Source organism: Pedobacter terrae (assembly GCF_900100705.1).
Lineage (GTDB): Bacteria > Bacteroidota > Bacteroidia > Sphingobacteriales > Sphingobacteriaceae > Pedobacter > Pedobacter terrae.
On record NZ_FNCH01000007.1, the window covers coordinates 1 to 12810 of the forward strand.

The 12810-nt window shown below is 37.0% G+C and carries 12 protein-coding genes; 9 read left to right on the forward strand and 3 right to left on the reverse strand.

The features are described from left to right. Positions 1-251: 251 nt before the first annotated feature. The gene (locus BLR60_RS10290) at positions 252-1895 is read right to left on the reverse strand and encodes a glycine--tRNA ligase (RefSeq protein ID WP_090499449.1); all 1644 of its coding nucleotides are present in this window, start codon (positions 1893-1895) and stop codon (positions 252-254) included. Between the two features lie 478 nt (positions 1896-2373). On the opposite strand from BLR60_RS10290, the gene BLR60_RS10295 reads away from it, so the two are divergent. From BLR60_RS10295 to BLR60_RS10335, 9 genes are all read left to right on the forward strand, one after another. Beyond that, positions 2374-3294 (forward strand): glycerophosphodiester phosphodiesterase family protein, encoded by a 921-nt coding sequence (locus tag BLR60_RS10295; protein ID WP_090499451.1) that lies wholly within the window; start codon positions 2374-2376, stop codon positions 3292-3294. 84 nt (positions 3295-3378) lie between these two features. Beyond that, the gene (locus BLR60_RS10300) at positions 3379-4086 is read left to right on the forward strand and encodes an ATP-binding cassette domain-containing protein (protein ID WP_090499452.1); all 708 of its coding nucleotides are present in this window, start codon (positions 3379-3381) and stop codon (positions 4084-4086) included. A gap of 4 nt (positions 4087-4090) precedes the next feature. Then, the gene (locus BLR60_RS10305; protein ID WP_090499453.1) at positions 4091-4633 is read left to right on the forward strand and encodes a hypothetical protein; all 543 of its coding nucleotides are present in this window, start codon (positions 4091-4093) and stop codon (positions 4631-4633) included. Between the two features lie 73 nt (positions 4634-4706). Beyond that, positions 4707-5432, forward strand: a complete 726-nt coding sequence (gene gldF, locus BLR60_RS10310; protein ID WP_090499455.1) for a gliding motility-associated ABC transporter permease subunit GldF — start codon at positions 4707-4709, stop codon at positions 5430-5432. Beyond that, positions 5432-7117 carry a gliding motility-associated ABC transporter substrate-binding protein GldG gene (gldG, locus tag BLR60_RS10315; protein ID WP_090499457.1) on the forward strand — a complete coding sequence of 562 codons (1686 nt, stop codon included), beginning with the start codon at positions 5432-5434 and terminating at the stop codon, positions 7115-7117. The genes gldF and gldG overlap by 1 nt, the downstream gene beginning before the upstream one ends. A gap of 33 nt (positions 7118-7150) precedes the next feature. Beyond that, positions 7151-8275: a DNA polymerase III subunit beta gene (gene dnaN / locus BLR60_RS10320; protein ID WP_090499459.1), complete on the forward strand. Its 1125-nt coding sequence runs from the start codon at positions 7151-7153 to the stop codon at positions 8273-8275. Between the two features lie 93 nt (positions 8276-8368). Continuing rightward, positions 8369-9046, forward strand: a complete 678-nt coding sequence (locus tag BLR60_RS10325) for a DUF4397 domain-containing protein (RefSeq protein ID WP_090499461.1) — start codon at positions 8369-8371, stop codon at positions 9044-9046. 58 nt (positions 9047-9104) lie between these two features. After that, entirely contained in the window at positions 9105-9836 is a 732-nt protein-coding gene (locus BLR60_RS10330) for a hypothetical protein (RefSeq protein WP_090499463.1), read from the forward strand. 65 nt (positions 9837-9901) lie between these two features. Next, positions 9902-10588: a DedA family protein gene (locus BLR60_RS10335; RefSeq protein ID WP_090499465.1), complete on the forward strand. Its 687-nt coding sequence runs from the start codon at positions 9902-9904 to the stop codon at positions 10586-10588. Here BLR60_RS10335 and BLR60_RS10340 read toward each other — a convergent pair whose 3' ends face one another. Together BLR60_RS10340 and BLR60_RS10345 are read right to left on the reverse strand one after the other, a co-directional pair. Continuing rightward, a complete protein-coding gene (locus BLR60_RS10340) occupies positions 10589-11545 on the reverse strand; it encodes a zinc dependent phospholipase C family protein (protein ID WP_090499467.1) in 957 nt (318 codons plus the stop codon). Positions 11546-11708: 163 nt separating this feature from the next. After that, on the reverse strand, positions 11709-12800 hold the full coding sequence (locus tag BLR60_RS10345; RefSeq protein ID WP_090499469.1) for a DUF695 domain-containing protein: 1092 nt from the start codon (positions 12798-12800) through the stop codon (positions 11709-11711). Between the last annotated feature and the right edge of the window lie 10 nt (positions 12801-12810).

Genomic DNA, 12810 nt, shown 5'->3' on the forward strand with positions numbered 1-12810 from the left:
CTGATTTTAAGAATGTTCTCACTTGTCAAGAGAGGAGAAATGTATGTCGAGAATTATAGGAGAGCATCATAAAAAATAAGAAAAACTCCAAAAAAGAGTTTTTCTTAAAATAAATTTGCAATTGTGGTAAACCTAGAATACGACCGAGGCATCACGGAGTGCCCGCCTGTGCCGAAAGGCGCGGAAAGATCTATCTCGAGACAGATCTCTCGGCTTCATTGCTCTTCGCTCGAGATGACGGATCGGTATTTTTAAGCCAACAATGCCTTCCAGCTGGTTGCCTGACCAATAATACCAGCTAAATCTGCAATAGCTACACGCTCTTGCTCCATGCTATCACGATGACGGATCGTAACCGTATTGTCTTCTAAACTTTGGTGATCAACTGTGATACAGAATGGCGTTCCTACTGCATCCTGACGGCGATAACGTTTACCAATCGCATCTTTCTCCTCATAAATACAGTTGAAATCGAATTTGAGATCATCCATAATTTCGCGTGCTTTTTCTGGTAGCCCGTCTTTTTTAGTCAGAGGGAAAATAGCCACCTTATATGGTGCCAAAGCAGGGTGTAAACGCAATAACGTACGGCTATCCTGTTTGTCTTCGGTGCTTAAATCCTGTTCTTCAAAAGCATTGATCATGGTTAACAAAAACATACGGTCTAAACCGATTGAGGTTTCGATTACATAAGGAATGTAATTGCCATAAGGTTTACCTTCTTCATTTAAATCGTTATCAAAATACTGCATTTTCTTACCAGAAAACTCCTGGTGCTGCTTTAAATCGAAATCGGTACGACTGTGGATTCCTTCCACTTCTTTAAATCCAAACGGGAATTCGAATTCGATATCAGTTGCTGCATTGGCATAATGGGCCAGTTTCATGTGGTCGTGGTAACGGTATTTTTCAGGATTAGTGCCTAAAGCCTTATGCCATTTTAAACGGGCTTCTTTCCAGTATTCGAACCATTTTGTGTCTTCACCCGGGCGAACGAAAAATTGCATTTCCATCTGTTCAAATTCGCGCATACGCATAATAAACTGACGGGCAATTACTTCATTCCTGAAAGCTTTACCAATCTGTGCAATACCGAAAGGAATTTTCATCCTGCCCGATTTTTGAACATTTAAAAAGTTAACAAAAATACCCTGAGCAGTTTCCGGTCGAAGATAAACCTCATCACTTCCTTCTGCCATGGCACCAAATTGTGTGCTGAACATCAGGTTAAACTGACGTACGTCGGTCCAGTTTGAAGTTTTAGAGATTGGGCAGATTACTTTATAATTTACGATTAAATCTTTTAATTGTGCTAAGTTTTCAGATTTAAGTGCCAGGTTCATTTCTACTTCAAGTGCTAAACCTTTTCTTACAAATCTCCAGCTGGCCTCATCAACAAATGGATATTTGGCATTGTCTAAAATTGTTTCTTCATCTTTAAAACCTGGAATCCATGCAGCTTGTCCTTCGTCGCTTAAACCCAGTATCTCTTGTTGAAATGCTTCAAATTTGGCTTTGTTATCTGTACTAAAATTGGCCAGTTCAGCATACAGCTCATCAATTTTATTTTCCAGTAACTGATCGGCACGGTAACGTTTTTTCGAGTCCTTATTATCAATCATAGGGTCGTTAAAGCCATCCACGTGTCCGCTGGCTTTCCAAACCTTAGGGTGCATAAAAATTGCAGAGTCAATCCCTACAATGTTTTCGTGCATTTGCACCATGGCTTTCCACCAATAGGTTTTAATGTTGTTTTTTAATTCGGCACCCAACTGGCCATAATCGTAAACAGCACTTAAGCCATCATATATTTCGCTGCTCTGAAATACGAAACCGTATTCTTTAGCGTGTGATATTACATTTTTAAATTGTTCGTCGTTATTCTTTTGAGCCATAATGCAGCAAATATAATAAAAAGGCGGAGGGTTTAAAGGTATAAGGCTGAAGGTTTTTGATCAACCCAAAAACCAACTCTATCATGATGCTGACCCGATTTCTTTAAGGAAGTGAGTCAAATGTTTGAACAGTTAGCTTATATTTTCTTAAATCACTTATACGGTTTAACGGTTTAGGAAAGCAAGGTCAATGCTAATCGGTTTCTGGCTTCCTGCTTTCCGCATTACTTCGTTACACTCGTGCCCGCTGCAATCAGGTTTAGATGGCCAATTTGTGACCATGATTTCTAGATATGAACTACAAAAGATCGTTATCATTAAATGCAATACTAATTTTATCAATGGGTGAAAGGGTAATCCAAACAACCGATTTCAACAATTAAGCAATTAACCCTTCAATAGTTATCCATTTAACCCAGTAGATATTTAACATTCCATTTTACCGCTTCCATCTTCCATTTTTTCATACTTTTGAAACATGAAATTCCATCATTTGTTATTCCTGGTGATAGTTATCATGTTTACCTCATGCAAACCAAAGGAGCAAAAACATCACTATATTAAATTCAATACCCTTACGGAATTATATCAATTCTTAAAATGGACACCAGAGAACCGTTTTCCACTCATCAGTGCGCACCGCGGAGGCCCGATGCCAGGCTATCCTGAAAATTGTATCGAAACCTTCGATAATGCCACTACTTATAATCCGGTCGTAATTGAATTTGATATTGCATACAGTAAAGATTCGGTAATGGTAATTATGCACGATGATCAGCTCGACCGTACTTCTACAGGGAAAGGACCAATTGGAAATTATACCTATGAAGAGTTAAAAGCCTTTAACCTTATAGATGATAATGGCAAGGAAACAAAATTTAAAATTCCTACTTTAGATAGCGTGCTGAACTGGAGCAAAGGAAAAGTTTTGTTAACCATCGATTTGAAAAAAGGTGTTTCTTATGCAAAAGTGATCGAAAAAGTAAGGCAGTATAAGGCAGAAAGTAACTCCATTATCATTACCTATACTGCAGATCAGGCAAAAGAAGTGCATCAATTGGCGCCTGATTTAATGATTTCTGCATCTGTTCAAAAGAAAGCAGAATTGAAACGGTTAAATAACATGGGCATTCCAAATAACCGTATTGTAGCTTTTGTTGGTGTTACGGCCCCTAATAAAGAATTATACCAATACCTGCACAATAAGGGTATTACCACTATTTTAGGAACGATGGGAAATATTGATAAAAGTGCGATAGCCAGCCCGGTAAAAAATGTTTATTATCATTTGATTAATAACGGTGCAGACATTTTATCTGGAGATAATTTACCACAGGCAGCAGAAGAATTGGATAAGTTCAGGTATAATAAAAAATTAAGTTCAGCGCATATCAATTAATCACAGATAAAAGGGGAAACCATAGATTTTAGTTAGCTTAAAGAAGTTTTTATCTGTGGAAATCTGTAGTGAAAAAGACATCATATGAGTATTTCTGTTAAAAATCTTTCCAAACATTACGATAAGCAAAAAGCAGTAGATGCCATTAGTTTTGAAGTTAAGCCAGGGCGTATTTTGGGATTTTTGGGGCCAAATGGAGCTGGTAAATCGACTACCATGCGGATGCTTACCGGTTATCTGGTGCCTACATCGGGTGAAGCTGAAATTTCTGGTAAAAGCATTCTCAGGGATGTCATTGAAGCAAAGAAGCATATTGGTTACCTACCCGAAAATACGCCCCTGTATGCTGATATGTATGTAAAGGAATTTTTAAGTTTTGTTGGTCAAACCTATAAAATGATCAATTTACCTGCGCGGATTGAAGAAGTGATCAAAATGGTAGGCTTAACACCAGAGCAGCATAAAAAAATCGGTATGTTATCTAAAGGCTATCGTCAAAGGGTAGGACTGGCCCAGGCCATTATCCATAATCCGGAAGTTTTAATTTTGGATGAGCCTACTTCCGGCCTCGATCCGAACCAACTGGTAGACATTAGGCAACTCATCAAAACATTAGGTGCAGCTAAAACGGTTGTTATTTCTACCCACATTATGCAAGAGGTCGAAGCCATCTGTGATGACATTATCATTATCAACAAAGGGAAAATAGTGGCAAACGATTCACTAGAGGGACTTAAAAAAGTACATCAGCAACAGTCATTAGAAGATATTTTCAGGAAACTTACCGCTTAAACTCATGCACAACATTAGGATCAAAATTGTACTTATAGTTCTTTTATTTTTGAGTCCGGTACTTTTAAAAGCTCAAAATAGTGCCGGTATTGGGGTTGCAGCAGAATTTGGTTTGCCATCAGGTAATTTCACTAACCTATCTGCAATTGGCTTAGGCGCTTCAGTAAAAGCAGATCTTCCGGTTGCAGAAAATTTCGCAATCACCTTGAATGTGGGTTTTATGAATTTTTTTGGTAAAAAAAACCAATTGTTTAATGTGCCGGATTTAACTTACATTCCTGCAAAAGCCGGATTAAAATACCATTTGAGCGAAAGTTTTTATGCCGAAGGTCAATTTGGAGCCGCATTGCCCTTAAATAAAGAACAAAAATCACTATTCGTTTGGTCTCCGGGTATTGGAAACCAGTTTAAATTATCTGGTGAAAATAAACTTGATCTGGGAATCAGATACGAAGGCTGGACGGGTAAAAATGATGTTGTTGGCCTTAATAAAACCAATACCAAAGGATTTGTTGGCGTTAGGTTTGCTTATGTTTTTGGATGGTAAATTAGGCTCAACGCTGCTAACACAGGTAAGCTAACGGAAAAATAATTCTTAACTTCGGCATTTAAATTTAACTATGTACGCAGTTTTTAAACGCGAGTTATTCAGTTTCTTAAATTCAATGGTAGCTTACATTACCATTGGTATTTTTCTATTGGTTTCTGGCCTGTTACTTTGGTTTTTTCCTGATACATCGATACTTGATTATGGTTATGCCGAACTCGGTGGCTTTTTTAGTTTAGCGCCTTATCTTTTTATGTTTCTTATTCCAGCCATTACGATGCGTTCTTTTGCCGAAGAAAGGAGAGAAGGTACCTTCGAGCTTTTAATTACCCGGCCCATCCAGATCTGGCAGATTATCGTAGCGAAATATTTAGCAAGTCTGGTTTTGGTATTATTTGCTTTGGTCCCAACCTTGGTTTATTATTACAGCATCTCAAAATTGGGTTTTCCTGAAGGAAATATCGATTCAGGAGCAGTTATTGGTTCTTATATCGGTTTGTTTTTGTTAGGGGCTGCCTTTACATCAATTGGTATCTTCTCCTCTGCATTAACCAAAAATCAGGTTATTGCCTTTGTCATCAGCGCGGCCTTGTGTGCCTTTGCTTTTTTAGGCTTCGATTACAGCAGTCAGCTAGCTGCATTGCAAAGCATTGAAAATATCGTCCGTAACTTAGGTATTAATCAACATTACACTTCCATCAGCCGTGGTGTATTAGATACCAGAGATTTGATTTACTTTATTTCCTTTTCAGCAGTTTTTTTATGGCTCACCAAATTAATCATAGGGGGGAAACGATAATGAAGCTGAAACATAAATGGATTAATCTTATCATCTTCATAACTGCACTGGTTATTATAAATATTTTAGGCCAGTACGTTTTCTATCGTTTTGATTTTACGGCCGATAAGCGTTTCACGTTGAGCGATAAAACAAAAACTTTGCTGCAGCAAAATGAAAAACCAGTCATTATTACCGTATTTTTAGCTGGAGAGTTACCACCTGCATTTAAGCGCCTGCAAGCTGCTGTGTCTGATATTTTATCAGATTATAAAGCCTATGCTCAAAAGGAAGTTAAGGTGGTTTTTGTCGACCCTTTAGCAGGACTTAATCAGGCCGATCAGGATACGGTGATCAACAATTTGTATGAAAGAGGCATAGAAGCAACCAATTTAAGTGTAAAAACAGAAAGTGGTTTAACGCAGAAACTCGTATTTCCGATGGCGATGGTGGAAAGCGAAGGAAAGGAATTTCCAATTAAACTTTTTCAGAATTTAGATACCCGCGGAAATTACGAAGACAATATCAACCGCGCGATCGAAAATCTAGAGTACATTTTTACTTCGGGTTTAAAGAAGGTAATATCAGGTGATAACCCCCGGATCGGTTTTTCTGAATCAAATGGCGAACTTTCTGATTTGCAACTGGCTGATGCCATTCACACCCTATCCAACAGTTATCTGGTTGGCCGTATTGATTTAAATAGCATTGATAAAGCAGGGCTTGATAAATTAAAGATGCTCATCATAGCCAAGCCTAAGAAACCTTTTACAGAAGCTGAGAAATACAAAATCAACTATTTTGTAATGAACGGAGGCAGAGTATTGTGGAGTATCGATCAGGTAAATGCAGAATTGGATAGTTTGCGTGGAAGAAGTGGACAAATGGCTATTAATAGCAATCTAAACCTGGATGATATGCTTTTTATGTATGGCGCAAGGGTTAATTATGATATCATTGCTGATCCGGCCAACAGTGCCGAAATTCCGGTTTCAACAGGAGTTGTAGGCGGACAAAACCAAATGCAGTTGGTTCCCTGGATTTACTACCCGATTTTATTGCCAGATACTGCCGTAAGTGTAGTGAAAAAGCTGGATGGCGTAAAATCTGAATTTCCAAGTACGGTAGATACGATTGGGGTTAAAAGTGTAAAGAAATCCTACATTTTAGGTACATCTCCTTATAACAAAGTATATAATGTGCCAAAATTGTTTAGTTTGCAGATGGTAGGCGAACAGTTAGACCCACGTTCTTTTCAAAGTAAACCGCAACATGTAGGTTTGATGTTGGAAGGTAACTTTCTATCGGTTTTTGCCGGGCGTCCTTTACCAGCTACCATAACACAGGCTTATACTTTAGCAAACATCAGCAAACCGGCTAAAATGATTGTGATAGGAGATGGTGATATTTTTAAAAACCAGGTATCTGAGCAAAACGGAACGCCATTTCCGTTAGGTTTCGACCGTTATTCGCAACGTACTTTTGGCAACAAAGCCTTATTGCTTAATATTGTTGATTATTTTACGGATAACGATAACTTAATTGCGCTGCGGAATAAAGAAGTGAAAATTAGGTTGCTGGATAAAGCCAAAATTAAGCTCGAAAAAATAAAGTGGCAATTTATAAATGTGGTGGCGCCCTTGCTATTGTTAATATTCTTTGCAATTTTTCAACATTATTACCGCAAATACAAGTACGCTAAATAATTTTTATATTTTTGAAGAAGACTAAATGATATCATGAGATTTATTGTATCCACATCAACGCTGTTAAAACACTTACAAACTGTAAATGGTGCATCGAGCAGCAGTACGGTTTTACCTATATTAGAAAATTTTCTCTTCGAAATTAAAGACGGAAACTTAACTATCTCTGCTACCGATCTGCAAACCAGCATGACAACTGCTTTGACTGTAGAATCAAAGGAAGAAGGTAAAGTGGCTGTTCCATCTAAAATTTTATTAGATACGCTTAAAACATTACCAGACCAACCAATTGCATTTAATATCGACGATAGTACTTTTGCGATTGAGATTAGCGCTGGTGATGGTAAATATAAATTGAGTGGTGAAAATGGTGATGATTTTCCAAAGATCCCGGTAGTGGAAAATGCTTCTTCTGTAAATTTGCCGGCATCAGTTTTAACAGAAGCCATTACAAAAACTATTTTTGCGGTAAGTAATGATGAGTTACGCCCGGCAATGACAGGTGTATTTTGTCAATTATCTCCTCAGCACATCACTTTTGTAGCTACTGATGCACATAAATTGGTAAGATACCGCCGCATGGATAGCAAGGCAGATAAAGCAACCTCATTTATTCTCCCTAAAAAAGCTTTGACACTTTTAAAAGCTGCTTTGCCTTCAAATGATATTAATGTATCAGTAGATTATAATGCAACCAGCGCTTTCTTCAAGTTCGAAAATATTAACTTAGTGTGTCGTTTAATAGACGAACGCTATCCAGATTATGAGGCAGTAATTCCAACCAATAATCCTAATAAATTAATTATTGATAGAAGTTTATTTTTAAATACGCTTCGTAGGGTTGTAATTTTTGCCAATAAAACAACGCATCAGGTAAGGTTAAAAATTAGCGGAAGTGAATTAAACATCTCATCTGAGGATTTGGATTTTGCTAATGAGGCTCATGAGCGTTTAAGTTGCCAATATGATGGCGAAGACCTTGAAATAGGTTTCAATGCACGTTTTTTAATCGAAATGTTGAGTAATTTAAGTGGTGATGAAGTTACTTTAGAACTTTCTACACCGAATAGGGCCGGGCTTTTAATTCCGCAAACCAATGATGAAAATGAAGACGTTTTAATGTTGGTAATGCCTGTAATGCTGAATAATAGTTATTAATAAAAACTAATTTATTAGTTTTTTGTGTGAAAATGGCTTGGTTTTTGACCAGGCTATTTTTGTTTTCAACCAACTACTAACCAGCACAAGCCAATGAAAGTCTATAACTACCGCTCTAAATTATTTTTTTTGCTGATTACCTTATGTAGTATAGGCTTTTCATCGTGTAAAAAGAATAATCCAGATGAAGTGGTGAAAGGGCAGGCCAGGTTAAAAATCGTTAATGCTTCATTATCTGATGTGAATCAGGATGTCTATCTGGATGATGAAAAACTAACCTCTTCGGCTCTAGCTTTTGGCGAAACAAGCGAATATGTGAAAATTCCTTCAGGCAATAGAAATGTTTCTTATACCACCACCAATAACAGGAGCATAGATACCTCGTTAAACTTTACACCATCTATTACCTATACCGCTTTTTTGGTTACCAATAAAAAAAACGAACTGGAAATTGTTAATTACGAAGATAATCTAAGCAATTCAGAATCAACTAAGGCAAAGATTAAATTGATTAATCTTACTCCCATTTTTTCTACGGGTATAAATGTGATGGTGCAGGGCGGTACACAATTTGTTAATGGTTTGGCTTTTAAAGAGGCCTCGAATTATTTTACAGTTGATCCTGAAGTAAATTTAAGGTATTCAGTAGTAGGTTCTGGTAGTATCAAAACCATTGATTCCAAAAGCTTAGAGGGGGGTAAAATTTATACCATTTGGTTCAGTGGTGCTACTGCGGCAACCTTAACGGCACATATCATTACTGATAATTAATTTCATAGTTTAGTACGCTTTCTGCTATCTTTACGTTTTATTAGCATTGGTAATTTATATGAAAAATACAGTATTGTTTTCCAGAATATTCTTTCTTATTGTATGCGCCTTTTTAATAAGCTCCTGCATCAAAAACAATAATTTTATTAAGGGGGATGCAAAAATCAGGTACTTTCAGTCCGCTATAACCGATACCACACAGAATTTTTATCTGAAAGGTATTCAATCTGGTGCTTCTATAACTTATGGCTCAAATAGTAATTACATCGTAGTAGCCGGAGATTCTACATATACCATTACCTCCAGAAATATAAATACGGGGATTGATACGGCCAGAGCCATACATAAATTCGAAATTGGAGCTAACTATTCAATTTATTATACGCGAGCAACTACTACAAGCCCGCCTGTATTAAAAGTTTATCAGGACGATGTAAGGCAGAATTTGAATGTGGCTAAACTGACTTTTTTAAATTTGGGTTATACCTTAGGTTCTGATGTAATTGTTAAAGACGAAGCTACTACACCCGCTTTTCCACAGTTTACGATGAAATATGGAGATACCGTGAGCAAAGCTGTTAATGTAAACAAGACTACAAAAATTTCTTTTACGCTAACAAATCCTATATCCACCCAGCCTATATTAAATACATTGGATTCACTTGCAACGACTGCCACTAATACCAATCCAGCAACATCATTGGCCATTACCAAAGGGTTGGTGTATACTGTTTTGCTCGATGGAACGAAAAAAGGAGAGCTACAGATGCGTTTGGTTTCTGCGAACTAAATATATTGCATTTTTCTAGCACTTAATCGGTTTCATATTCATACTTTTGCCCAAAATCAGATAAATTGGAATTACTACAGCAGCTTTTAGATTTTATTCTCCACATAGATGTTCATTTAGCCCAAATTGTTAACGAATATCGTACCTGGACCTATCTTATTTTATTCCTGATCATTTTTGCCGAAACTGGTTTTGTGGTCACACCATTCCTTCCCGGCGATTCGTTGCTTTTTGCAATGGGGGCTTTAATTGCCGGCGAGCATGAAACAGGTTTAAATGTATGGGTAATGCTCTTGATATTAATTGTTGCCGCAATCTTGGGAAATACAGTTAATTATAAATTGGGAAGTGTTTTAGGGGCTGGAGTATTTAAAGAGAAAAATAAAATCTTAAAACTCAAATATTATCATCAATCTCACGAATTTTTTGAAAAACATGGTGGTAAAGCCATTATGCTGAGCCGGTTTTTGCCAATTTTCAGAACAATTGCCCCTTTTGTTGCCGGTATAGCTAAAATGCCTTTCGGTCGTTTTACCTATTATAATATTATTGGTGGGGTTGCCTGGATTTTTGCCTTATTAATTGGTGGTTACCTGTTAGGGCAGATTCCTGCAATTAAAAATAACTTCGAACTCGTTATCATTTTTATTGCCGTAGTCACATTTGTTCCTGCCATTTGGGCTGCTGTTAGAAGCCGCCTGGAACCTAAAAAAGTGGAGAAAATTATTGAAGGTGAGGATCCTAACGCATAACTAAAGTTCCCTGCCGAGAAGTATTCCCTTTTGGTATTTCTTCTCGATTTCTTTTTCTTCTTTTTGTTCTTCTGGCAATATTTCGGTTTTAACCAGGTTTTTAAGCACTGGTTGTCCGGCATCTACCCAGGCCGAATACCAAAACGAACCTGTGGTTAATATAGCAGCGCGCATTTGTTTTTCGACCATATTGTTCATCTTATTGTGATAGGCTTTTGCATATTCCCTGGAGTATTGTTTAAGTACGGTATTGTTCCGCTCTGAGAAACTATACTTCTCCCTGGATGGAAATGATGCATTTAACTCCGCTTCAAAGTTTAGAACAGTATCAACCAAACTATGGGTATGTTTAAGTACTTTCCAGATTTCTTGCAATGGGTTTTCAATATAATGAGCCTGGCCTACAACAAAGTTGTATTGAGTTGAAAACAATTCGGGCAAACGGCTTTCCCAAAAAGCATGGATACCGACCTGATTGGTGAGTTGTCCGTTGTGATTGGCTGTAGTATGTAAAGGAACATGCGCATCACCAATGTAATGACCCAGATCTGCAGAATATTTTAGGATTTTTACCGAATCGCGCATTTTAAAGGCTTTTACCAAACCATAATAACTGCGTTGTATCTGCCATGGAATGATGCCATCCGTATTTAGCTTTTTCAGGCCATATTTAGCCAGGGCATCGTCCCATTTTTCTGGAATGCTATCGATATTTTGCTCATAGTTTTCTACATCCAGGTAGTGCCTTGGCGCCTCAAGTGTATCCGCATATCTGCGTTTATCTGCATCAACGGCATGTTCGGTAATATATTTGATATTTCTTTTATAAAAACCGATCATGTCTGCCGGCAAAGTGAAGACAGCAAGGTTGTTTATTCTTTGATGAGCAAAGAAACCCCAGGAGGTACAAAGAAATATAGGGATGATTAACGCAGCTAAAATCGTTAATCTTTTCATATACCCTAAGATAAACAACTTCCATTAAAACTCCTAAGGGAAAGAAGTAAAATTATGCATCTTCCAGTTTTTATCTCGAAATTTTGATTCGGATAATGCCATCACGCTTTCTTTCAATAACTTTGCTAATTACTGCGGATTGTAAACCCTTCCTAATATTTGTTTAATTTCCTAAAAATCTGTTGAATGATTGCCAATACTTATCTCTGTAAATGTCAAAAGATATCTGAAATCTATTGCTATATTTCTTACTGATTTCGTACATTATTTTCGATGGTTTCCTAAATTCTTTGCAAGCGAAAAAGATCTCTCTCATGCCATTGGCCGTCTCTCTGCCGATGTTTAAGTATCCGTCGGTATCTGTTAAAAATGTTAAAACTTCATCTTCAAGCTCATTTAGCTGATTATATGAATCTTTATTAGGCAGGCCATTCTCGTTCGGTGAAAATTTAACTTCAATATTTAAAATCCATGGGTGGGACGCTTTATCCTCCCAGGATAACAATTCGGTATTTACAACGGCAATTAATGGATTGCTATTTTCTAATGTTGCTTCCAGCATATTATAGCTATCATTCTCTGTATTATGGCTTATATCTTCGTACTTTTCTATAAATTCCTTTTCACGCCAGATCAGAAAATCTTTTAATTTATCTATAGGAATGAGCTCTTTTTCCAGTTGTTCCTTTCCAACAATCCTTAAACGATCTATGGTTGTGGCAAAATTCAGTTCACCCAAATAATTATCAAGAAAAATATACACCCCATTGGTAATAGCATTGGCATTCTGTTCGTTAAAGTCTTCATGAACAATGGTCAGATCTATTTCATCAGGTAAATTTGGATGTACTGTATAATAAAAGTTTAAATTTTTGCTATTAAACTCGTAATTGCCCATACTTATATTTACGTTTTCTATAGTTAAGGGTTGTTTTAATGCCGTAATGGCCCAACCTTCGATATTTGGTGCGGCAGCAACAAGCTCTTCTACAAAAGCAATATTTTTAATATTCCCGTCGGCCGTAAGCACCAGTTCAGCAGTACTTTCGTTGATCATTCCTGTTAAAAAGAAATAACCCTCTTTCAATTCGGCTAATTTTGGCGAAAGCTTATCGAAAAAATCTTTTTCAAAATCTCCATTTGTTTTAACGACCTTAAAAAAATCCTTTTCATATTTCCTGAACCAAATCCAGAAATCTTCATTTGATTTTACAGGCTTTTCTTTTTTTGTAAACAGTTTTTTTAATAAACTCATCTTTAATCTA

Coding starts and splice junctions, on each gene's coding strand:
- BLR60_RS10290 (WP_090499449.1), bottom strand. CDS start 1,895: ATGGCTCAAAAGAATAACGACGAACAATTTAAAAATGTAATATCACAC.
- BLR60_RS10295 (WP_090499451.1), top strand. CDS start 2,374: ATGAAATTCCATCATTTGTTATTCCTGGTGATAGTTATCATGTTTACC.
- BLR60_RS10300 (WP_090499452.1), top strand. CDS start 3,379: ATGAGTATTTCTGTTAAAAATCTTTCCAAACATTACGATAAGCAAAAA.
- BLR60_RS10305 (WP_090499453.1), top strand. CDS start 4,091: ATGCACAACATTAGGATCAAAATTGTACTTATAGTTCTTTTATTTTTG.
- gldF (WP_090499455.1), top strand. CDS start 4,707: ATGTACGCAGTTTTTAAACGCGAGTTATTCAGTTTCTTAAATTCAATG.
- gldG (WP_090499457.1), top strand. CDS start 5,432: ATGAAGCTGAAACATAAATGGATTAATCTTATCATCTTCATAACTGCA.
- dnaN (WP_090499459.1), top strand. CDS start 7,151: ATGAGATTTATTGTATCCACATCAACGCTGTTAAAACACTTACAAACT.
- BLR60_RS10325 (WP_090499461.1), top strand. CDS start 8,369: ATGAAAGTCTATAACTACCGCTCTAAATTATTTTTTTTGCTGATTACC.
- BLR60_RS10330 (WP_090499463.1), top strand. CDS start 9,105: ATGAAAAATACAGTATTGTTTTCCAGAATATTCTTTCTTATTGTATGC.
- BLR60_RS10340 (WP_090499467.1), bottom strand. CDS start 11,545: ATGAAAAGATTAACGATTTTAGCTGCGTTAATCATCCCTATATTTCTT.
- BLR60_RS10345 (WP_090499469.1), bottom strand. CDS start 12,800: ATGAGTTTATTAAAAAAACTGTTTACAAAAAAAGAAAAGCCTGTAAAA.